This is a genomic window from Vibrio sp. 10N.222.49.A3, from assembly GCF_041475145.1.
Lineage (GTDB): Bacteria > Pseudomonadota > Gammaproteobacteria > Enterobacterales > Vibrionaceae > Vibrio > Vibrio tasmaniensis_A.
The window spans coordinates 42,280-65,447 of sequence record NZ_JBFRVM010000085.1; the positions used below are offsets into that span (position 1 = coordinate 42,280).

At 42.8% G+C, this 23,168-nt stretch carries 18 protein-coding genes; 11 read left to right on the forward strand and 7 right to left on the reverse strand.

Annotated features, from left to right (window positions below):
• Positions 1 to 22 precede the first annotated feature (22 nt).
• Positions 23 to 2,098: an ATP-dependent DNA helicase DinG gene (gene dinG / locus AB4589_RS15945; RefSeq protein ID WP_102248924.1), complete on the reverse strand. Its 2,076-nt coding sequence runs from the start codon at positions 2,096 to 2,098 to the stop codon at positions 23 to 25.
• Between the two features lie 513 nt (positions 2,099 to 2,611).
• On the opposite strand from dinG, the gene AB4589_RS15950 reads away from it, so the two are divergent.
• Both AB4589_RS15950 and AB4589_RS15955 read left to right on the forward strand, forming a co-directional pair.
• Positions 2,612 to 3,604 (forward strand): porin, encoded by a 993-nt coding sequence (locus AB4589_RS15950; protein ID WP_372031943.1) that lies wholly within the window; start codon positions 2,612 to 2,614, stop codon positions 3,602 to 3,604.
• Between the two features lie 91 nt (positions 3,605 to 3,695).
• Entirely contained in the window at positions 3,696 to 4,361 is a 666-nt protein-coding gene (locus tag AB4589_RS15955; protein ID WP_372101094.1) for a DUF2057 family protein, read from the forward strand.
• Between the two features lie 97 nt (positions 4,362 to 4,458).
• Here the strand turns inward: AB4589_RS15955 and AB4589_RS15960 are convergent, their stop codons facing one another.
• Positions 4,459 to 5,187 (reverse strand): pseudouridine synthase, encoded by a 729-nt coding sequence (locus AB4589_RS15960; RefSeq protein ID WP_372031937.1) that lies wholly within the window; start codon positions 5,185 to 5,187, stop codon positions 4,459 to 4,461.
• 339 nt (positions 5,188 to 5,526) lie between these two features.
• On the opposite strand from AB4589_RS15960, the gene AB4589_RS15965 reads away from it, so the two are divergent.
• Positions 5,527 to 7,752 (forward strand): NADP-dependent isocitrate dehydrogenase, encoded by a 2,226-nt coding sequence (locus AB4589_RS15965; protein WP_372101096.1) that lies wholly within the window; start codon positions 5,527 to 5,529, stop codon positions 7,750 to 7,752.
• Between the two features lie 306 nt (positions 7,753 to 8,058).
• On the opposite strand, the gene cspD is transcribed toward AB4589_RS15965, so the two are convergent.
• Positions 8,059 to 8,280: a cold shock domain-containing protein CspD gene (gene cspD, locus AB4589_RS15970; RefSeq protein ID WP_009846336.1), complete on the reverse strand. Its 222-nt coding sequence runs from the start codon at positions 8,278 to 8,280 to the stop codon at positions 8,059 to 8,061.
• A gap of 589 nt (positions 8,281 to 8,869) precedes the next feature.
• Here cspD and clpS point away from each other — a divergent pair.
• Together clpS and clpA are read left to right on the forward strand one after the other, a co-directional pair.
• Positions 8,870 to 9,190 carry an ATP-dependent Clp protease adapter ClpS gene (gene clpS, locus AB4589_RS15975; RefSeq protein WP_009846337.1) on the forward strand — a complete coding sequence of 107 codons (321 nt, stop codon included), beginning with the start codon at positions 8,870 to 8,872 and terminating at the stop codon, positions 9,188 to 9,190.
• Positions 9,191 to 9,229: 39 nt separating this feature from the next.
• On the forward strand, positions 9,230 to 11,503 hold the full coding sequence (gene clpA, locus AB4589_RS15980; RefSeq protein ID WP_012603605.1) for an ATP-dependent Clp protease ATP-binding subunit ClpA: 2,274 nt from the start codon (positions 9,230 to 9,232) through the stop codon (positions 11,501 to 11,503).
• Between the two features lie 259 nt (positions 11,504 to 11,762).
• Here the strand turns inward: clpA and infA are convergent, their stop codons facing one another.
• The 3 genes from infA to aat form a co-directional block, all read right to left on the reverse strand.
• Entirely contained in the window at positions 11,763 to 11,981 is a 219-nt protein-coding gene (gene infA / locus AB4589_RS15985) for a translation initiation factor IF-1 (RefSeq protein WP_001040192.1), read from the reverse strand.
• Between the two features lie 81 nt (positions 11,982 to 12,062).
• On the reverse strand, positions 12,063 to 12,761 hold the full coding sequence (locus AB4589_RS15990; protein WP_029223914.1) for an arginyltransferase: 699 nt from the start codon (positions 12,759 to 12,761) through the stop codon (positions 12,063 to 12,065).
• Complete coding sequence (gene aat, locus AB4589_RS15995; RefSeq protein WP_372101098.1) at positions 12,761 to 13,471, reverse strand: leucyl/phenylalanyl-tRNA--protein transferase; 711 nt, start codon at positions 13,469 to 13,471, stop codon at positions 12,761 to 12,763. Before aat ends, AB4589_RS15990 begins: the two co-directional genes overlap by 1 nt.
• A gap of 53 nt (positions 13,472 to 13,524) precedes the next feature.
• Here aat and AB4589_RS16000 point away from each other — a divergent pair, with 53 nt between their 5' ends.
• Positions 13,525 to 13,980, forward strand: coding sequence for a glycine zipper 2TM domain-containing protein (locus AB4589_RS16000; RefSeq protein ID WP_012603608.1), 456 nt, complete (start codon positions 13,525 to 13,527; stop codon positions 13,978 to 13,980).
• A gap of 162 nt (positions 13,981 to 14,142) precedes the next feature.
• The gene (gene aroA, locus AB4589_RS16005) at positions 14,143 to 15,423 is read left to right on the forward strand and encodes a 3-phosphoshikimate 1-carboxyvinyltransferase (RefSeq protein ID WP_372101101.1); all 1,281 of its coding nucleotides are present in this window, start codon (positions 14,143 to 14,145) and stop codon (positions 15,421 to 15,423) included.
• Between the two features lie 61 nt (positions 15,424 to 15,484).
• On the opposite strand, the gene AB4589_RS16010 is transcribed toward aroA, so the two are convergent.
• Positions 15,485 to 15,730, reverse strand: coding sequence for a YciN family protein (locus AB4589_RS16010; protein WP_009846345.1), 246 nt, complete (start codon positions 15,728 to 15,730; stop codon positions 15,485 to 15,487).
• A gap of 439 nt (positions 15,731 to 16,169) precedes the next feature.
• On the opposite strand from AB4589_RS16010, the gene topA reads away from it, so the two are divergent.
• From topA to AB4589_RS16030, 4 genes are all read left to right on the forward strand, one after another.
• On the forward strand, positions 16,170 to 18,800 hold the full coding sequence (gene topA / locus AB4589_RS16015) for a type I DNA topoisomerase (RefSeq protein ID WP_372101103.1): 2,631 nt from the start codon (positions 16,170 to 16,172) through the stop codon (positions 18,798 to 18,800).
• A 553-nt stretch (positions 18,801 to 19,353) separates the two neighbouring features.
• The gene (gene glgC, locus AB4589_RS16020; protein WP_080518005.1) at positions 19,354 to 20,583 is read left to right on the forward strand and encodes a glucose-1-phosphate adenylyltransferase; all 1,230 of its coding nucleotides are present in this window, start codon (positions 19,354 to 19,356) and stop codon (positions 20,581 to 20,583) included.
• A complete protein-coding gene (gene glgA, locus AB4589_RS16025) occupies positions 20,573 to 22,027 on the forward strand; it encodes a glycogen synthase GlgA (protein ID WP_102248918.1) in 1,455 nt (484 codons plus the stop codon). The genes glgC and glgA overlap by 11 nt, the downstream gene beginning before the upstream one ends.
• A 282-nt stretch (positions 22,028 to 22,309) precedes the next feature.
• Positions 22,310 to 23,107 (forward strand): alpha/beta fold hydrolase, encoded by a 798-nt coding sequence (locus tag AB4589_RS16030; RefSeq protein ID WP_009846349.1) that lies wholly within the window; start codon positions 22,310 to 22,312, stop codon positions 23,105 to 23,107.
• Positions 23,108 to 23,168: the final 61 nt, after the last annotated feature.

Sequence of the window (23,168 nt, forward strand, 5' to 3'; positions counted from 1 at the left end):
AACTACCACGAGGGTAGGAAAATTAGTATTTTATTGTTCTTTTAAAAGGCGGTAGCGAATCGAGTAGGGACTTTCCGTATCGCTTCGTGACTATGCGTCTATCAAGGATCGTGACTTTACCAGAATCTCGTTCTTTACGCAGCAATCTACCCACAGATTGAATAAGCTTTTTACTCGCTTCTGGAACAGTAATCTGCATAAAAGGATTACCGCCACGAGATTCAATATATTCTGAATGTGCCCGCTCTACAGGTGAGGTAGGAACACCAAAAGGAATCTTGGTAATAACAAGGTTTTCAAGCAGCTCGCCAGGCAGATCAAGACCTTCAGAAAAGCTACCCGTTCCAAAAAGAACGCTGGTTTTACCTTGGTCTATGAGCTTTTTATGTTTTTTTAGGATTTCAGTTCGTGAGGTATCCCCCTGAACCTGTAACGCCCACGACTTTTTAACGAAATCTGTTGCCAAAGCTTCGGCCACTTGGTTCATTTGCCAATAAGAAGAGAATAGAATGAGATTGGCTTTGTTGTCTTCTATTACCTTAGGCAAAATTTCAATAAGATATTCGGTAAACTGAGGAGCTTGAGGCTCGTACTTCATTGCTGGCACGATTAACTCCGCTTGGTTCTGATAATCAAACGGCGATGCCAAAGCAAGAAATTGTACGCCATCTTCTGCTTTTTGACTGATACCTGATTGATGACAAAAAAAGCTGAAAGAGTTGAGTGCTCTCATGGTCGCAGATACTAACACTGCACCAACACAACGACTCCAAATCTGTTGGTCCAGTTGCCAACCGACTTCTAATGGTGAGACATTAACAACAAAGTCTCCCTCGCTTTCTTTGCTTAATTCAAGCCAACGAGCCAAAGGCGCCCCTTTTTCTCTCTTAGGTTCAGCCATTAATCGCCAAACTTGAGCAAGGTTTTCTGTTCTTTGTATATAAAAGCCAATTTCGGCAAGCGCAGGCTCTGCAAGCTTTGCTGAAAGCTCTCCGTCTTTAACTCGTTCTGCAATCAAGTCTGCAATTTTTGCTACGGCTTGGCTCGCCTTTTGCGTTAATTGTTTGAGATCTTTCGATTCGCTTTCTAACCATTCAGGTAAGTCACCATGCTCGAAGCGATACAAGCCATCTTCGAAGTGGCTAGCGTCAAACTGTTTGCTCATTTTAGTCAGAGTCGGGATCAGTTGTTGTACTGAGTCTTGCAACTCATTTCTAAATCGATGAACACGTTTCTCGTCTGCTAGCCCCGAAAGCTTAGTGATCGATTGATTCAAACGCTCTAACCAAGAGGCAGCACCTTTTAAGCTTGCGGCAGCAGAGGAGTGATCTCTCGCTACGTGTGGCAAGTGGTGAGCTTCATCAAATATATAGATGCTATTTTCTGGTTCTGGCAGTATCACACCGCCGCCTAGGTCCGCATCAGCCATCACTAAACTGTGGTTGGCGATAATCACGTCGGCTTTATCTAGCTCTGAGCGCGCTTTTTGGAAAGGGCAGTCTCTGTGCGTAGGCATACTGTTGTTACAGCTGTGCTTATCACTGACAATCATCTGCCAAATCATGTTGTCGATAGGTTTTGGCCACGAATCACGGTCACCATCCCATTTACCTTGGGTGAGGCTGCGGTACATGGTTTGCAGTTGCTCGATGTCTTTCTTTTTTGGTTTGGACTCGAACATCGCCATTTGACCACCATCAACCCCACACGCAGCGGCCAACTTCTCTGTACAACAATAACGCTGCCTTCCTTTCGCTAAGATGAAAGAAAACTCTCTATCAGTAAGTCGTCTATATAGAGGGAGATCTTTATTGACGAGTTGTTCTTGTAGCGCAACGGTCGCTGTTGAAATGACGATTTTACGATTGTTGAGCACGGCGACAGGAATTGTTGCCATTAAATAAGCCAGTGACTTCCCGATCCCGGTACCTGCTTCAGCAACAATCATGCGATTACTTTTGTGGTATTGACCACAAAGTGTCTTCGCTATTTCTGCAACAAGGTAATTTTGAGCACGTCGAGGTACAAAGTTATCCAACTGATCTTGGAGGTTTTGATAACTGGTGCGTATAGAATTTTGAATTTTAGTAGTTAGCATACTGTGACCTACGTAACGGAGCGAGGATAGTAGCACATATCACTAGTCGGTACATTTACCGCAAAATAGCTTGCTTTTGAATCAAAGGTAGATCTCGTTCACAAAAAAAAACTGAACCTTCAGGAACTTAACGATTTTATTTATGTTACGAAATATATATATTAAAAAATCGCACGATGCAGGCGTTAAGTTCTGTTAATTACGATTTAAACCTAAATTGGTGGAGTATTATACTGAGTTGTTCTTTATTTGGGCTATTATATTTCCCTTTAAATTTAAGGGTAAGTTGCTCGTAAAATGATGAAAAAAAATGTAAACCTATGATTTTTATGTATTTTTGTTTTTTTTAGGTTTGTTTTTAGTTTATTTGACACGCAGGATAATCTTTTGCAATCTAGACCACGAAATTTAGTGGCGGTGATTAACTACCAAAGAGTAGTAATGACCAGTCATAAAAAATAAAAGGGAACCGGGCAAGGATCTCCCATTTTTAGAAAAGGCAGTGGATTTATTATGAAAAAGACTCTATTAGCTCTAGCAGTTATGACAGCAGCTGGTTCTGCAAACGCAGCAATCGAAATTTACAACCAAGACGGCGTTTCTGTTAACCTTAAAGGTGACATCGAAGTTGTATACAGCAACGAGTACAAAAAAGGTTCTTCAATGGAACAAAAAATCGAAGATGCTGACTTCGGTTTTGATATTAAGTACATGGTAAACGACGAGTGGAAAGTTGGCGCTTACTGGGAATTTAACGGTTCTGATAACGCAAATGCTGAAAAAACTCGTAACGGTGATACATACGTTGCAGCTTACCACAACACTCTAGGTTCAATTAAGTTTGGTCGCCTATGTACTGCTGTTGATGATCTAGGTATCGGTAAAGATGAAGCTTACGGCATCTCTAAACTTCTAGACAACGAAACTAAAGAATGTGCTGACGAAGCTGTTCGTTACGACTTCGATAATGGCGCTCTATACGCTACACTTGGTTTTGTTCAAGATAAAATTGACGGTTCAAAGAATGCTGAAACTAAAGGTTCAGACGTTGAGTACTTTGATGCGCGTATGGGTTACCGTTTTACTGATTTCGACGTTTCTGCTTTCGTTGCTAACCTTAAGCAAGATGACAGCACAAAATATGACCACCAAGGTTACGGTGCTGAGCTAGTATTCTCTGGTATCGAAAACGTTTACCTATCTACAGCATACTACGGTGTAAGTTCTGACAAAGCGAATGACGACAACTCAACAATCGCATTTGCTGCTGGTTACACTATGGGCCTTTGGGGCTTCAACACTGGTTACTCAATCGGTGACCACGACGATAAAGTTAAAGAAGAAGATCGTTGGTTCGTAAACTCTACTTACGCAATCGCACCAAACACTAAAGTGTACGCGGAAGTTGGTGGTATCGATTACGATTCAAAACGTCTTAATGACAAAGGTGAAAAGTACTACAAAACAGATACTGGTCTAGCAATTGGTGTTGAAGCATCATTCTAATGACCTCGTAATCGAGTTTTAGAAAAAAAGCCACCTTAGGGTGGCTTTTTTGTTAGGATAAAGAGTAGTTTATTAGATTTTAAAGAGAGACATGATGAAGAAAGTATTGTTAGCTTTGGGCTTACTTACAAGCGTTATTGGCAGTGTAAGTGCGGCAACCCTAACGCCTCAGAAAGGCGTATCAATTCTGTACATTAATGGTCAAGCTGCTCAAAATAAAATCAGTGAAAACCAAATTAATGAGGGTTTTAACCAGGTTTTAGTTCGCTTTGATAAAAAGTTTGGTAACAGCGGTGTTTATTCTTCGGCACCTTATGTATTGAATTTTGATGTTACTGGTGAAGAGGTTGAAATTAAGTCTCCAAAAGTACGTAGCTATATGGAAGCTGAGAAGATCTTTGAAGCTGTGAATCCATCATGGGTCGTTTTGCAGGATGATGTCGCCATTAAATATCAACAGGATGTCATTGAACGTAAGCCCGGTTTTGCACCGTTTGGCGGTCTAGAGTCTCGACTAGCTGAGCATAATGCAAGTAAGGCAGTCTATTTTAAAGATGGCGTGTTACTTGATAAACCAGCGGAAGCTGTGGTATTGGCTTCTGTGGTAGACAATACGACAGCACAGACAAGCGGCAAAGCTCAGAAACCAGTGAAACTGGCTGAGACTCAGAATGTTGAGCAATTGCAGGCTTGGTATATCAAAGCTTCTAAGCAAGAACGCAAAGAATTCCGTAAATGGATGATTGACCAAGAGTAATCAATCTTCATCTACAAAAAAGCGAGACTAATAAGAGTCTCGCTTTTGCTATATTGGTACTTTTTCTGTATCGATACTTTTTCTGTATCAGTAAGAGCTAAATCTCTTTCCATTCACCTGGCTGAAGCTGACCCACGTTCATATTGCCCATTGAGTAGCGGATTAGACGCAGGGTAGGGAAGCCTATGTTTGCCGTCATTCGTCTTACCTGACGGTTACGTCCTTCGATGATGGTAATCGCTAACCATGTTGTTGGTATCGCCGCTCTGAAGCGCACAGGAGGAGTTCTTTCCCAAACCTGAGGTTCTTGCATCACTTCTACTTCTGCAGGTAATGTCATACCATCTTTTAGCTCAACACCTTTTCTCAATTTATCTAAATCTTTCTCAGAAGGCGCACCTTCAACCTGTACCCAGTAAGTCTTGGTCGATTTTGAGTTCGGCTGAGTCAACTTAGCTTGAAAGATGCCATCATTGGTCAAGACCATTAACCCTTCGCTATCACGATCAAGTCGACCTGCAGCATAAACATCTTTTACGGGAATAAAATCCGCTAGCGTTTTTCTACCTTCGCCATCAGTGAACTGGCTGAGAGTATCAAAAGGTTTGTTGAATAGAATCACTTTGCGATCTTCGGGTGCTACCTTAGGCTTTGCGTTGGTAGTTTTGCCTTTATATCGGTGTTTGCTGGAGTGCGGTTTTTTGTGTGAACTGCCAGTGTCATTTTTGCCACTGTGTTGATTCTGTCTATTACCGCTTTGTTTTAATGTGGTACCAGAACGAGCCGGTTTGTCTGAACGAGATGCGCTGCGTGAGCGAGTAGACATGTTAACTACCTTGCAAAAATGTAAACGAAGTGTGCTGAAAAGTTTTCATAGAAACGGAATTGAGCTATCATTTGCGCGCCTAAAAGACACAAAATAGAACAAGTTGATGGACTCTTAAGCCTGATTTGTTTAATTATACCTTCGTGTTTTATTATAACTGGCTCTTTTATTAAAACAATGCACTCACGGATTTGGCTCATGCTGTCATCAAGATTGCATGAAAAATAAGATAGAGTACGACTATCGAGTAAGCAGTTTTCACTCTCAGAGTGGCTTACTGGTCAATTTATAACACTCTCACTGCTTTAAGTGAGCTTGTAAGAACTATAGGGAAATTTCATGCCTACTGAAAAACCAACGATCATCTATACCATTACTGACGAAGCTCCGGCGCTAGCAACTTACTCTCTGCTGCCTATCATTCAATCTTTTACGGCTTCTTCTGGTATTAACGTTGATACTCGCGACATTTCACTTGCAGGGCGCATTATTGCCAACTTCCCTGACTACCTGAACGAAGAGCAACGTATTGGTGATGCATTAGCAGAACTTGGTGAATTGGCTAAGACACCAGAAGCGAACATCATCAAGCTTCCAAACATCTCTGCATCTGTTCCTCAACTTCAAGCAACAATCAAAGAGCTTCAGTCAAAAGGTTACGCACTTCCTAATTACCCAGAAGAAGCAAACACTGACGAAGAGAAAGCCGTTAAAGCGACTTACGATAAAATCAAAGGCAGTGCTGTAAACCCTGTGTTACGTGAAGGTAACTCGGATCGCCGCGCTCCACTTTCTGTTAAAAACTACGCGAAGAAGAACCCACACTCAATGGGTGCTTGGTCTGCGGATTCTAAGTCGCACGTTTCAAGTATGGACGACAAAGACTTCTTCGGCAGCGAAAAGTCAGTAACAATTGAAGGTGCTACAGAAGTTAGCATTGAATTCGTTGGTAAAGATGGTGCGAAGAAAACTCTGAAGCCCGCTTTTGCATTGCAAGATAAAGAGATCATTGATGCGTCAGTGATGAACAAAGCTGCTTTGGTTGCGTTCTTCGAGAAAGAGATTGCATCAGCTAAAGAGCAAGGTGTACTGCTTTCTCTTCACATGAAAGCGACGATGATGAAAGTATCTGACCCAGTGATCTTTGGTCATGCGGTTAAGGTTTACTACAAAGACGTATTCGCTAAACACGGTGAGCTATTCGAAGAGCTTGGTGTTGATGTAAACAACGGCATCGGCGATGTATACGCAAAAATTGCTGCGCTTCCTCAAGAGCAGAAAGAAGCGATTGAAGCTGACCTACAAGCGGTATACGAGACTCAACCGCCACTAGCTATGGTTGATTCGGATCGCGGCATTACTAACCTACACGTTCCAAGCGACATCATTGTTGATGCATCTATGCCTGCAATGCTGCGTTCTTCAGGTCAAATGTGGGATCCAGAAGGTAAGCAGAAAGACACGAAAGCTATGATCCCTGATCGCAGCTACGCAAGCATCTACCAAGCAGTTATTGATTTCTGCAAAGAGAACGGCGCTTTCGATCCAACAACAATGGGTAGTGTACCAAACGTTGGCTTGATGGCTCAAAAAGCGGAAGAGTACGGTTCTCACGATAAGACTTTTATCCTTGAAGCTGCTGGTCAGGTTCAAGTTGTTGACGCTTCAGGCGCTGTGCTTCTAGAGCAAGACGTAGAGGAAGGCGATATCTTCCGTATGTGTCAGGTTAAAGATGCACCAATTCAAGACTGGGTTAAGCTAGCGGTAACTCGTGCTCGTGCTTCGGGTGTTCCAGCAATATTCTGGCTAGACGCGTCTCGTGCGCATGATGCTCAGCTTATTAAGAAAGTTGACGCTTACCTTCCTGAATATGATACCGATGGTCTTGAAATTAAGATCCTTGCTCCTTTAGAAGCAACTCAGTACTCACTGGTTCGTATCAAAGAAGGCCTAGATACTATTTCGGTTACAGGTAACGTATTACGTGATTACCTAACGGATTTGTTCCCGATTCTAGAGCTTGGTACGTCAGCTAAAATGCTATCGATTGTTCCACTTATGAACGGTGGCGGCCTGTTTGAAACAGGTGCTGGCGGTTCTGCGCCTAAGCATGTTCAACAAGTAGAGAAAGAAAACCACCTCCGTTGGGACTCTCTTGGTGAGTTCTTGGCACTAGCGGCATCTCTAGAGCACCTAAGCGTAGTAACGGGGAATGCTAAGGCACAAGTTCTCGCTGACGCGCTTGATAAAGCGACGGGTGAATTCCTAGATAACAACAAGTCTCCTTCACGTCGAGTGGGTGAGCTTGATAACCGTGGTAGCCACTACTACCTTGCAGCATACTGGGCGAAAGCGCTGGCTGAGCAAACTGTTGATGCTGACCTTGCTGCTGAGTTCGCAGGTGTTGCAACTCAATTGGCTGAAAGTGAAGAAGCTATTGTTGCTGAGCTGAATAACGCTCAAGGTCCAGCTGGCGACTTAGGTGGTTATTACCTACTTGATGATGCATTGGTTTCATCACTAATGCGCCCAAGCTCAACGCTAAACGCATTTATTGACGCATAGTGATTGGACTCATCGTTAGTAAGTCATGAACATGAATTACTAACGAGTTGCTTGGTCTGGCAGTTAAGTCAAAACGAAAGACGCTTTAACGATAACGTTAAAGCGTCTTTTTTTATTCATAATGCTTCCTAGACCTAGCTAAAGGGAACTCTTGGACAAATTGTACTGTGAATAGCTTTTAGCTCTCAGATCGAAAAACCGCCCATTTAAGCCTGTATTACAGGTATCAAATGAGCGGTTTCAATGTTCTGCTTACCTGACAGTCGTTTAATAAGACTGATAGAGGTCTACATGTTTGGCAATCGCCTATTTTACGGCGCTGCCTTCTACAGGAACAACGGAGCTAGCATGGGAGCCTTTAGGTCCACTTTCTACTTCATAATCGACCTGTTGACCTGCCTTTAAGGTTCGATAACCTTCCATTTGTATTGTGGAGTAGTGCGCGAAAATATCGCCATCTTCACCTTCTGGACAAATAAAGCCAAACCCTTTGGCATTGTTAAACCATTTTACTGTACCTGTAGCCATGCTATACATCCCTCATGCATTTTGTTACTAACGTTGTTATATCAAATCAATGTAAGTTCGATTGATATTATTCCTATCAACTAAACAATTTCAGCTGATAGCTTGAATCTCATACATTGCTTACGGAAATTAACGCTACCCTGCGTAATTATTCCTTATTATAAATTTTTAACGCTTATTACTAGGTTTAGAATCGTGTTACGAAGTTGTATCAGAAAAACCTTTTAGCTCCAATGTAGCTAATGATTGAGTACAGTCAATAGCAAATTGGTATAAAAATGATCAATTTTAATAACAAATCACATTCGAGATTGACGACATACTATTAACTAAATAGTAACTTAACGACGATCTTATCGTCACCATCAATAGTTGTGGTGTCTTTTTAATCAATCACATATGTTAATCCTGTTAATCGAGATCTTTTATTTGCAGCGATGGAAATGGTGGATTAGGCTCAGTATAGAGGAATATTTTTTGGTACTGTTTCTTGGTGCAGTTTCTTAGTACACCGTAATGCGTGAATGTGGTAAATTTGAGTTAACTAAACATTCACGACTTCCGAAAAATAACCCTTAGCAAAGCTAATATGAGCCGAAACTTTGAATGGGCATCTCCAGGCTCAGATTTACTGGAGAAAGAGAGAACGAAAGTAAAGCCACCGGCAATGTATAACGTTGTATTACATAACGATGACTACACGCCCATGGACTTTGTAATCGAGATCCTAGAGCGATTTTTCTCACTAGATATCGAAAAAGCAACGGAAGTGATGCTCAAGGTTCATTATGAAGGTAAAGCTATTTGTGGCACATACAGTGCTGAAATAGCGGAAACAAAGGTAGCGCAGGTAACGATGTACTCAAAGGAAAATGAGCACCCGCTACTATGTACAATGGAGCAAGTGTAAATTGCTCGAACAACACTGTTGTTCCCTTAGGAGGTACTTATGCTAAATAAAGAATTAGAGACGAGTTTAAATGGCGCATTTTCTCGTGCGCGAGACAAGCGACATGAATTCATGACTGTCGAACACCTCCTACTAGCATTATTAGAAAATGATGCGGCCAAGGAAGCGCTCCAAGCTTGTCAGGCTGATCTCGATGCTCTTCGCAATGAGCTCGATATTTTTATCGACCAAACGACCCCACTCATCCCTGAAAGCGACGAGACTCGTGAAACCCAGCCCACGCTGAGCTTTCAACGAGTACTTCAGCGCGCTGTTTTTCATGTTCAATCTTCAGGTCGCAGCGAAGTAACAGGTGCAAATGTACTTGTGGCTATTTTTAGTGAGCAAGAATCTCACGCGGCATATCTTCTTAAGAAAAACGACATCAGCCGCTTAGACATAGTGAATTTTATTTCACACGGTATTACCAAAGGCAGCAATGAAGGCGATAGCGGTTCATCTCCTGATTCATTTGGTGGTGCAGAGAATGCCGAAGAAGCTAACTCAGAAGATCGTCTAGAAAATTTTGCGACCAACCTTAACGAAGTAGCGAAGCAAGGTAACATTGACCCACTCATCGGTCGTGACAAAGAGCTAGAACGTACCGTTCAAGTTCTGTGTCGTCGTCGTAAGAACAACCCTCTATTAGTGGGAGAGGCGGGTGTGGGTAAAACTGCTATCGCTGAAGGTCTTGCATGGCGCATCGTTGAAGGCCAAGTCCCTGAAATTATTCAGAGCAGCGTGATTTACTCTTTGGATATTGGTTCATTGCTTGCGGGAACGAAATATCGTGGTGACTTTGAGAAGCGCTTTAAAGCGATTCTGAAGCAACTCGAGAAAGAAGAAGACGCTATCCTGTTCATCGATGAGATCCATACCATTATTGGTGCGGGTGCAGCATCGGGTGGTCAGGTGGATGCGGCAAACCTAATTAAACCGCTATTAAGCAGCGGTAAATTACGTTGTATTGGCTCAACCACTTACCAAGAGTACAGCAGTATTTTTGAGAAGGAGCGTGCTTTATCTCGTCGCTTCCAGAAAATCGATATTGTTGAACCATCGCTAGATGATACAACCAAAATTCTGATTGGCTTGAAGCCAAAATACGAAGCTCACCACGAAGTACGTTACACCAACAAAGCGTTACGTGCCGCTGTGGAGTTGTCTGCTAAGTATATTAATGAACGTCACCTTCCAGATAAGGCGATTGACGTTATTGATGAAGCGGGTGCTCGTAGTCGTTTGGCGCCTGCAAGTCGTCGTAAGAAAACGGTAAGCGTGGCTGATATTGAGTCAATGGTTGCGAAAATGGCGCGTATTCCTGAGAAGTCAGTATCGTCTTCAGACAAAGATACGCTGCAGAAACTGGATGACCGCATGAAAATGTTGGTATTCGGACAAGACCCAGCGATCGATGTATTGAGCGAAGCGATCAAGCTGACTCGTGCAGGGTTGGGAGCAGACAATAAACCTGTTGGTTCATTCTTGTTTGCTGGCCCTACTGGTGTCGGTAAAACAGAGGTGACTGTTCAACTGTCTAAATTGATGGGTATTGAGCTTCTGCGCTTTGATATGTCTGAGTACGGTGAGCGTCACTCGGTAAGCCGCTTGATCGGTGCGCCTCCTGGTTATGTTGGTTATGATCAAGGTGGTCTGCTAACCGATGCTGTTATCAAGAACCCACACTCTGTTGTGCTACTTGATGAGATCGAGAAGGCACACCCAGATATCTTTAACTTGTTATTACAGGTGATGGACAACGGTACGCTAACCGACAACAACGGTCGCAAAGCAGATTTCCGCAATGTGATCCTAGTGATGACGACCAACGCTGGTGTTGCAGAAACCGAGAAGAAATCGATCGGTTTGATCCAACAAGATCATGCGCCAGACGCAATGAGTGAAATCAAGAAGGTATTTACTCCTGAGTTCCGTAACCGTCTTGATAATATCATCTGGTTCAACAGCCTTGATCCAAGTGTGATCAGTCAAGTTGTTGATAAGTTTATTGTTGAGCTTCAGGTCCAACTGGACGCTCGTGGTGTATCTTTAGAGGTTTCTGAGGATGCTCGTCATTGGTTAGCTGAAAGAGGCTATGACAAGACCATGGGCGCTCGTCCGATGGGACGTGTGATTCAAGAGAAGCTTAAAAAGCCTCTTGCTAATGAGTTGCTGTTCGGAAGTTTGGTTGACGGCGGTACGGTTAAAGTATCTCTGAAAAAAGACGAACTGGATTTCATCTATGTTGGTGCGAAAGAAGAGGTTATGCATTAGGCATACTTCTTAAACACTAACGGCTTATAAAGAGCACTGGGTACAGTTAATTACGATATTAAACGCATGACTTCGGTTGTGCGTTTTTTTATGCTTGCTAGATGCTAGATGCTAGATGCTAGATGCTAGATGCTAGATGCTAGATGCTAGATGCTAGATGCTAGATGCTAGGTTGGTGTTGTTGGAGTGGTAAAAAGTTCAGGCGATAAAAAACGGAGCCTTGAGGGCTCCGCTTCTTATCGTATTCGGTAATTAAAAATTAACGAGCACGGAAGACGATGCGGCCTTTAGAAAGGTCGTATGGAGTCATCTCAACAGTTACTTTATCACCAGTAAGAATACGGATGTAGTTCTTACGCATTTTACCAGAGATGTGTGCTGTCACTACGTGACCGTTTTCAAGCTCAACACGGAACATTGTGTTTGGTAGAGTATCAAGGACAGTGCCTTGCATCTCGATTACGTCTTCTTTAGCCATCTAATCCTCTTTCGAAATTTGGCGGTTTTCAACGGCTTGATTGTGCCGTTAAAATCAAAATATGTAAAGTTGTCGCGTATTCTACCCTCGCCACCGCTGATTTACTAGCCTTTGATGACGTTGAAATCGTACTTTATAGTTCATCGCAGGGCATTCATCGATTTGATAACCCAAATATAACCATTGTTTTTGTTCTTTCTGGGCATGTTGGATCTGGAATAGAACGCCAAGAGTTCCCATGGAAATGTCGATATCAGGGTCGAAGAAGGTATAAAACGCGCTCGTACAGTGAGACATGATGTCTGTAACGGCAATGCCGACTAACTGCCCCTCATCATAGATGTGCATGAACTTTGTAGCAAGCCATTCATTTTTAGAGAAATGCAGAAACTCTTCTTTCTTCGGTGGATACATGGTTCCTGAACGGTGGCGAGCGGTTATATAGCGGCTATACAAGTCAAACCAGTTGTCATCCATTTCATCTTTCAGCTCCCAACGCAGCGCTTTGGCCTTGTTGAGTATTCGTCGTTGGCTCTTGGAAAACTTGACCTCGGGAATTGACAGTCGAATCGCTTGGCACGATGAGCAATTATCGCAATGTGGTTTATAAATGGTTGTTCCACTGCGGCGAAATCCATTCGCAAGTAGAACTTCATAGTTATCTGCGGTGTGCATGTGTTCATCAAGCGTGACTGCCACTCTTTCTTCGAGATGGGGTAAGTAACTGCAAGCGTGATTGTCTGTTAATCCAATTCTGATTTGTTGTAAATCTGGATTCATTAAGGCATTTCCTTTAGCCATTGTTTTTTAAAACATGCATCGTTAACGGACGTTTCTTTGAGTAATCGAAGAGAACTTAGGAATTCATCCCTATCAACCTCGATAGCGCCCAAGGATTCCAAGTGTGGGTTCATGACTTGGCAATCAATGAGTTGTCCGCCGAATTGTGTAAAGTGCTCACAAAAGTACCATAGCGCAATTTTAGAGGCATTAGTCTTCAGGCTGAACATCGATTCACCGCAAAAGACTTGGCCTCTTTGTAACCCATAAAGCCCGCCAATCAGCTCGTCATCTTGCCAAACCTCAACTGAGTGGCAGAACCCTAATGAAGCGAGTTCACGGTAGGCTGCTTGCATGTCATTGTTTAACCACGTTTCCTCTTTGGGTCTCAGTGAAGAGCAATAACCAATTATTCTGTCCGTCGCTTGGTTGATGCTGACACGGTAATTATGCTTTCTTTGAAATTTTTTAAGACTTTTTGATGGTTCGAATGTCTTAGGATTAAATACCGCTCGCGGTGCAGGGCTCCACCAAAGTATAGGCTCTCCTGGGCCATACCATGGGAATATACCTTGGCTATAAGCGTTCAGAATTCGTATGGGTGACAAATCACCACCGAACGCGAGTAGACCGTTGGGTTCATCAAGCGCGTCGAAGGGCGAAGGAAACTCTATACTAGTAGTATCAAGTTCGGTTAGGTATATAGTCATAAGTACCGCATTACAGATTAATCACTGACCAAGAGGTCTTTAGGAGTTTTACCATGAAGAAGTTGCTTTGGATTTTACTTGTTTTGCCCATGTTGGCAAATGCAGCTTACAACAGAAACCAAGCCAGACCAGTGAATGAGGTCGTTTACGGTGAGGTTGATACGGTCAGGTACATTACCCAACAGGAGATCGTAGAGTCGAAAGCGAATGGTTGGGAAACCTTGTTGGGTGCGGCAATTGGTGGTTTGGTTGGTAATCAGTTTGGTGGCGGCACAGGTAAAGAAGTCGCAACGGCGGTTGGTGCTGTAGCGGGGGCGGGGATCGCTCGTAATCGCGGCAATACGCAATATCGGGTGGAATATAAACTCGTTGAATTATTGGTTAAAACCAAGGATGACAATCTGGTTAACATCATTCAAGACGTTGACAATTCGATGTTGTTCAATAGAGGTGATGATGTGCGGATTCTCTATTTCTCGGATGGCGTTCGAGTTGATCTAGCGTACTAGTATGCAAATGTGTTTGGTTGGCTAATTAATCGCCTTTATCGAGGGGATTAGCTCTGGAGTTCGTTGGAAAAGTTCGTTAGTCTGCAAGTACGAAGAATTATTCATCACCCGAAAATAAATACGCGCCAGTGACTTCGGGTGGTACAAGGACTATAAGAACTAATGGAAAGCCTTACGTTACAACCAATTCAGAAAGTGAGCGGGGAAGTTAACCTACCTGGCTCAAAAAGTGTTTCTAATCGTGCGCTTCTTTTGGCTGCACTTTCAACGGGAACAACTCGCCTAACAAACTTACTAGACAGTGATGACATTCGTCATATGTTGAATGCATTAACACAGTTAGGTGTTGATTATCAGTTGTCTGCAGACAAAACAGTTTGTGAAGTGACAGGTGTTGGTGGTGCATTTTCAAGTGACAAAGCCCTAGAGCTTTTCTTAGGTAACGCGGGTACAGCAATGCGTCCATTGGCTGCTGCACTTTGTTTAGGTCGCGGTGAATACGTTCTTACTGGTGAACCACGTATGAAAGAGCGTCCAATTGGTCACTTAGTGACTGCACTGAGAGAAGCCGGTGCCGACGTTGAATACTTAGAAAACGAAAACTATCCACCATTGAAGATCACAGGTACCGGTCTGAAGAGTGGTACGGTTTCTATCGACGGTTCTATCTCTAGTCAATTCTTGACGGCATTTTTGATGGCTGCACCTTTAGCTGAAGGCGAAGTGACCATCAAAATCGAGGGTGAATTGGTTTCTAAGCCTTACATCGATATTACGCTGCATATTATGAAGCAATTTGGTGTGGATGTTATCAACAATGACTACCAAGAATTTGTGATTCCAACCGGGCAATCTTACACAGCACCCGGTGATTTCTTGGTTGAAGGTGATGCATCATCTGCGTCATATTTCCTTGCAGCCGCTGCTATCAAAGGTGGCGAGATTAAAGTGACAGGTATTGGCAAAAACAGTATCCAAGGTGATATCCAATTCGCTGATGCACTTGAGAAAATGGGTGCTGAAATTGAATGGGGTGATGACTACGTTATCTCTCGTTGTGGTGAGCTAAAAGGCATTGATATGGACTACAACCATATTCCAGATGCGGCGATGACAATTGCGACAACGGCTTTGTTTGCTAAGGGAACAACCGCAATCCGCAATGTTTACAACTGGCGTGTGAAAGAGACGGATCGCTTAGCGGCAATGGCAACAGAACTACGTAAAGTAGGCGCTGAGGTGGAAGAGGGTGAAGACTACATCATTGTTAACCCTGTGGCTGAACTGACGCACGCGGCGATTGATACTTACGATGATCACCGCATGGCGATGTGTTTCTCATTGGTTGCTTTGAGTGACACCCCGGTGACGATCAATGATCCAGGTTGTACATCCAAGACATTCCCTGACTACTTCGATAAGCTGAAAATACTAAGTCTATAAAAATGATAAGTATATAAAGGTCCAGGAACAAAAAAGCTTGCCTAGATGGCAAGCTTTTTAATTATTGCTGAATTGTAAATTCTTTCGAAAGGTGATGCGCCAAGTACTTAAACATGTTAAATACCGCGGTTGTATTTTCTGTCGGCATTCCGTTGTTGTCTAAGAAGTATTCACCTTTGAAAATGAGTACATCGTCTTTTTCTACTACGCTGTTTGCGCGCATGCCTTCAATGTAGTCATCATGTGATTGGATAATTTGGTTTGCGATAAGCAGTAAATCAAATTCTGCTATTACTTTCTTTGTCATGAGTTTATCTCTGATAACTGAATATATCGTTGAGTTTATGGTGTCGAACTAGAAATTCAATGATTTCACAACCGATTAAGAGAGTCTTTTCAAACATCCACAATTTATTTTGTGATTTATGACAAAAATAATTGAATGGGGCTCGCGTTAGATTCGCCGACAAGCTTAGTATGAGCGCGTTTAGACGTAATGCCTGATGAATAGGCTCTTGCAAGTATTCTTAGTGAGTACTTTATAGCTTCTTTATATTGTGACTCTTTTCTCTATGAGTCGTCGAATTGTCGAGCGATCAGATCCAATTTTGAAAAAAGCGGTTGATCTTCTAGTAATCTCGCACAATAGTAAAAAAAGAAGCAATGAATTTAGAATATCATGCGTAAAAGCCCACAAGTAAAATTGTTGGTGTTGAAGCATCGTGATTAAGGACGTTAGAGTCAATATGGGTAAATCGCTCGTTATAGTGGAGTCGCCAGCCAAGGCTAAAACTATCAATAAATATCTTGGCAAAGACTTTGTCGTTAAGTCGAGTGTAGGTCACGTTCGTGATTTACCAACGGCGGGTCAAAGTACAGGTCAAAAGGCTGCTGCAGTTTCAACCAAGGGTATGAGCCCAGAAGATAAAGCTCGTATCAAGAAAGAAAAAGATCGCAAAGCGCTTATTAAAAAGATGGGTATCAACCCTTATCAAGAGTGGGAAGCGAATTACCAAATCTTACCGGGCAAAGAAAAAGTCGTTGCTGAATTGCAAAAACTGGCTGAGAACGCAGACCATGTTTATCTCGCAACCGATTTGGACCGCGAAGGAGAAGCTATCGCATGGCACCTTCGTGAGATCATCGGTGGTGATGAAACGCGATACAAACGAGTGGTTTTTAACGAAATCACTAAAAATGCTATTCAGCAAGCTTTCGAAACTCCAGGCGAGCTAAATATCGACGGCGTAAACGCACAACAAGCACGACGTTTTATGGACCGTGTTGTTGGCTTTATGGTGTCACCACTGCTTTGGAAAAAAGTAGCACGAGGCCTATCCGCTGGCCGTGTTCAATCTGTAGCTGTAAAACTACTGGTTGAACGTGAGCGCGAGATCAACGCTTTTATCCCTGAAGAGTTCTGGGATGTGCATGCTGATACCAAAACGGCAGAGAAAACAGATTTCAGACTGCAAGTCGCTCAAAAAGACGGTGTTGCGTTTAAACCTGATAATGAAGCGCAAACACAAGCTGCAGTAAGCGTTTTAGAAAAAGCGCAATACGAAGTATGTAAACGTGAAGACCGCCCAACTAAGAGTAAGCCGTCTGCACCTTACATCACGTCGACTCTGCAACAAGCGGCGAGCACACGTCTTGGTTACGGCGTAAAGAAAACCATGATGTTGGCTCAACGTTTGTATGAAGCGGGTTACATCACTTATATGCGTACTGACTCGACCAACTTGAGTTCAGAAGCTGTAGAAGCCGCACGTGAATACATTGGTTCTGAGTTTGGTGCACAATATCTTCCACCGAAAGCGCTTGTATACGGCAGCAAAGAGGGCGCACAAGAGGCTCACGAAGCGATTCGTCCTTCGAGTGTCGATGTTAAGTCTGAAGACCTAAACGGCGTAGACGCAGACGCACACAAGCTTTACTCGCTGATTTGGAATCAATTTGTTGCATGTCAAATGACACCTGCGCAATACGATTCAACGACGGTAAGCGTTAAAGCTGATGAGTACACGTTAAAAGCGAAAGGCCGTATTCTTAAGTTTGATGGTTGGACTCGCGTTCAACGTCCAATGGGTAAAAATGAAGATACGATTCTTCCTGCTGTACAGGTTGGTGAAAAGCTAGACCTAATCGCATTAGACCCTAAACAGCATTTCACTAAGCCGCCAGCCCGTTTTACTGAAGCGGCGCTAGTTAAAGAGCTTGAGAAGCGTGGTATTGGTCGTCCTTCAACGTACGCATCAATCATCTCTACGATTCAAGACCGTGGTTATGTAAAAGTTGAACAGCGTCGTTTTTATGCTGAGAAGATGGGTGAAATTGTTACTGACCGTCTAGATGGCAGTTTCAATGACCTAATGAACTATGACTTTACGGCTCGTATGGAGCAGAAGTTAGACCAAATTGCAGAAGGCGAAGCAAGCTGGAAAGGCGTGCTAGATAACTTCTTCGAAGACTTTACAGGCGATTTGGAAAAAGCCGATTTAGATGAAGACGCTGGTGGCATGAAGCCAAATCATATCGTTGAAACCGATATTGAGTGTCCAACTTGTAGCCGTAAAATGGGTATTCGTACAGCTTCGACTGGCGTATTCCTAGGTTGTTCTGGTTATGCACTTCCACCAAAAGAGCGCTGTAAGACAACCATTAACCTTGGTGATGAAGACGGTATTATCAACGTTCTTGAAGAAGACGTTGAAACCGCAGCACTTCGAGCGAAAAAGCGTTGTCCGATTTGTGAAACGGCAATGGATGCTTATCTGATCGATGATAAGCGTAAGATGCATGTGTGTGGTAACAACCCTAACTGTGAAGGTTATGTGGTTGAACACGGCGAATTCAAAGTGAAAGGCTATGATGGTCCGCTTGTTGAGTGTGACAAATGTAGATCTGACATGGTTTTGAAGAATGGTCGTTTCGGTAAATACATGGACTGTACGAGTGAAGATTGTAAGAACACTCGTAAGATTCTGAAGAATGGCGAAGTAGCGCCACCTAAAGAAGACCCAGTGCATTTCCCTGAACTCCCATGTGAAAATTCAGATGCATACTTCGTACTTCGTGATGGGGCTTCTGGTTTGTTTATGGCCGCGAGTAATTTCCCTAAATCACGTGAAACACGTGCACCATTAGTGGAAGAGCTGGTTCGTTTTAAAGACCGTATTTCACCTAAATTCCAGTATCTGGCATCAGCACCGGTTGCTGATCCTGATGGCAAGCCGACAGTAGTTCGTTTTAGTCGTAAGACAAAAGAAAACTACGTTCGTACCGAAGTGGACGGTAAACCTTCAGGTTGGACCGCTTTGTACATCGACGGTAAGTGGGAAGTTACGGATAAACGTAAAAAGCCTAAAGAGAAGTAACTGAATGTGTGACCCGATCTGATATGGGTTGACATTTTATTGATGAAAAAAGCAGCCATTAGGCTGCTTTTTTTTGATCTGAATATGACTAATTATGCTGTCTCTCGATCGTCGGCCTTACCTGTGTCTATTTGTTAAATTCAGGTCATGAAATAAATGAAATGGATAATAATCTTTAATTATGCAACCTTAACGTGATTGTAACTTAATTAAAATATTGTAAGTCACAGATCAGGTTTTAGTTGTATACCTGATGTATTCCGAGTGTTAACTTAATGTTTCATAAAAACAGTGTAATGTGAGCTGCTTTAAGTCTTAGGAAAGCAATCGGCTTACATAACACAGAATGGCGTATTAAAAATTGAAATCGACCGGAAAGTCGATAACGTATATAAAATCAAGTGCAAACAATAGTGCACACTTAACAACGTTTGGCTTAGGATATTTTCACTGCATGTGAATGGATATTCGTTAAGTACCGAAATAAGTGTTGGTGCTCATCCCCCAGAGGAAGATACCTCTTAGAGCACTAACATCGACAAGCTATAAATATATGGAGAATAAAATGGCTGGTGTATTAGGAATGATTCTTGCTGGTGGTGAAGGCTCTCGCTTAAGACCTTTAACTGAATCTCGCAGCAAACCCTCGGTTCCTTTCGGTGGTAGTTACCGCTTAATTGATTTTGCTCTGAATAACTTCGTTAATGCTGATCTAATGAAGATCTACGTATTAACACAGTTTAAGTCACAATCACTGTTCCATCACATGAAAAAAGGTTGGAATATCAGTGGTATAACAGACCGTTTTATCGACCCAATCCCTGCGCAAATGCGTACAGGTAAGCGTTGGTATGAAGGTACTGCAGATGCTATTTATCAAAACCTTCGCTTCATGCAGTTGGAAGAACCTGATCAAGTTTGTATTTTTGGATCAGATCATATTTACAAAATGGACATTAAGCAGATGCTTGATTTCCATAAAGAGAAGAAAGCGGCTTTAACCGTTTCTGCATTGCGTATGCCGCTTGCTGAAGCATCTGAATTCGGCGTTATCGAAGTGGATGCTGAAGGACGTATGATTGGTTTTGAAGAGAAACCGGCTAACCCGAAACCAATTCCAGGTGACCCGGAGTCTGCGCTTGTGTCTATGGGTAACTACGTATTTGAAGCTAACGAGTTGTTCGCAGAACTTGTTGAAGATGCAGATAAAGAAGACTCGACACATGATTTCGGAAAAGACATCATTCCAAACATGGTTCCGCGTGGTGATGTGTTTGTTTATGACTTCAGTACTAACCGTATTACTGGTGAGAAAGAAGAAGTTTATTGGCGCGATGTAGGTACGATTGACGCGTACTGGCAAGCTCATATGGATCTTCTTGAGAAAGATGCGCCATTCTCGCTATACAACCGCAAGTGGCCACTACATACATACTATCCGCCACTACCGCCGGCTACGTTTACTGATTCGGCAAACGGCCGTGTTCAGATCATCGATAGCTTAGTGTGTAACGGCAGCTATGTACGTGGCTCTCGCATTGAGAAGTGTGTATTGGGTTTCCGCAGTAATATCGCATCAGCGTGTGATATTAGTGAGAGTATCTTACTCGGTGATGTGAAAGTGGGTGAAGGTTGCGTACTTCGTCGTGTCATCGTCGATAAAGATGCAGATATCGCACCTGGAACACAGATTGGCGTAAATCTGAAAGAAGATAAAAAGCATTACCATGTCTCTGACGATGGTGTAGTAGTTATTTCCAAAGGAGCTCGAGTTGGTTACTAAGACTCTCTCGGTACTTTTTGTAGCGTCTGAAGTTGAAGGCTTGATTAAAAGTGGTGGCTTGGCTGATGTAGCCAAGGCACTGCCAAAAGCGTTACAAACACTCGAACAAGATGTTCGAGTGACCATCCCTGCTTATAGAAACATTCCAAACATTGATTCAGCTGAAGTGATTTTGTCGACCGAGCTCGATCATTGGCCTCATACTGCTTATCAAGTCAAAAAGTTGAGTGTCGAAGGTGTTCAAATCTTCGCTATTGAATGTGACAAGTATTTTGACCGTCCTGAAATGTACGCAGAGAACAATCAAGCATATGCTGATAACGGAGAGCGCTTTTCGTTCTTCAGTACGGCTTGTTTGGATATGCTTCCTAAGCTCGCGTTCCAACCTGATATCATTCATGCAAATGACTGGCACACAGGCTTTGTGCCTTTCTTGCTTAAATCACGTTATCAACAACACGAATTCTTTGAAAATACGCGCAGTGTTATCTCGATTCACAATGCAGTTTTCAAAGGGGTGTTCGCATACGATGAACTGCAATGTCTGCCAGAGATGCACAGTTACAATGTGCCTGAAGCATCTGTAAGTGACACGCATGTCACCATGCTAAAAGCAGGGGTGATGTGTGCCGATAAGGTCAATGCAGTAAGCCCAACGTATGCGGAAGAGCTGAAAACGGAGTTAGGTAGCCATGGCATGGCAGCAGAGTTCCAACATCGTTCGGCCGACTTATTTGGTATTCTCAACGGTTGTGATTATGGAGCTTGGAACCCGGAAACAGACGCTTCCCTTCCTCGTAAATTCAAAGCAACGAAACACAGCATGACTCGTGGAAAATCTGCTTGTAAGCAAAAACTGCAACAAGATGTTGGTTTACCCGTTACCGATTGTGCGGTTTATGGCATGGTTTGTCGTCTGACCAACCAAAAAGGCGTTCATTACTTACTGCCTGTCATCGAGCAGTTCTTGAAAAACGAATTGCAGATCGTGATTGTCGGTACTGGTGATCCGGTTTTGGCGAGTCAATTGAAAGAGTTATCAGCACTTCATTCAGACAAGTTCTCATTCGTAGAAGCCTACAATAATGAACTAGCGCATTTGGTTGAAGCGGGCTCTGATTTTTTCTTGATGCCTTCTGAATTTGAGCCTTGTGGCTTGAACCAAATCTACAGCATGGCTTACGGCACTTTGCCTATTGTGCGCTCTGTTGGTGGTTTAAAGGACAGTGTGAATGATTACGATCAGGATCCCGAGATAGCAACAGGCTTTGCTTTTGAAGAACCAACACCGCAAGCATTACTAGCGGTATTACATCGCTCATTACTACTTTATGCTCAAAATCCATCTGAAATTAAGCGCGTTCAACTTTACGCGATGCAACAAGATTTTAGTTGGGAAGATGCGGCAGAAGAATATCTTGCGATGTACCATTCTGCATTTTAACTTGTTGACTTAGCTTTAAAATACAGTTGTTGAATAACAACTGTTCATAATAAAAGAAGGCGCTCTGCTGATAGAGTGCCTTTTTTTTTCTGGTCAGATCACATCACGTTTCCAAAGACAAAGCTTGCAAACTCATTTTAGTCAGGTAGAAAAGGTGGTCAGGTATTCACATGACTAGTGTTGGGTTTGACACTATTATCACTTAAAATTCTTAATTGCGTGATATCCTTAGTCATCGCCTTGTGATGAGGCTTAGCTCCATAAATAAATTAAGCGATAGGTATGTCTGAGAGTTTATTATTTCATAAAACATTTACTCACCCTACGAGTGATGAGTGGGTTGTGTTTGTGCATGGCGCAGGGGGCAGTTCCTCCATTTGGTTTAAGCAGATCAAAGCGTATAAACAGCATTTCAACTTGCTTCTCATTGACTTGAGAGGGCACGGTAAATCAGACAACATACTTAAAGATCTGATTTCGAACCGTTATACGTTCAAATCAGTAACGCTCGATATTCTTAAAGTGTTAGATCATCTAAAAATCCGATCCGCACACTTTGTTGGTATGTCTTTGGGTACAATTATCGTTCGTAACGTGGCCGAACTGGCGGCAAGCAGAGTACGTTCGATGGTGCTTGGTGGTGCTGTCACTAAACTCAACACTCGATCTCAAGTCTTAATCAAATTAGGAAACCTGAGTAAGCACATCATTCCTTATATGTGGCTATACAGCCTTTTTGCTTATGTTGTGATGCCGCAAAAAAGTCAGAAAGAATCACGTCACCTGTTTATCCGCGAAGCGAAAAAGCTGTGCCAAAAAGAGTTCAAGCGCTGGTTTATCCTCACGGCTGATGTGAACCCATTGATGAAATACTTTAAAGACAGGGAGTTGCCGATTCCGACTTTGTATTTGATGGGCGAGCGCGATTACATGTTCATCAAACCCGTTAAAGAAATGGTCGAAGCGCACGAGTCGAGCGAGTTGGTAGAAATTGCCAACTGTGGGCATGTATGTAATGTAGAAAATCCTGAAGAATTCAATCAACAATCTATCGCTTTTATCCAAAAGCAAATTCAGTGATTCTCTGGGTTGGTTATCAGACTCGATGATCCAATAGAATTAAAATAAAAACGGGAAGCTA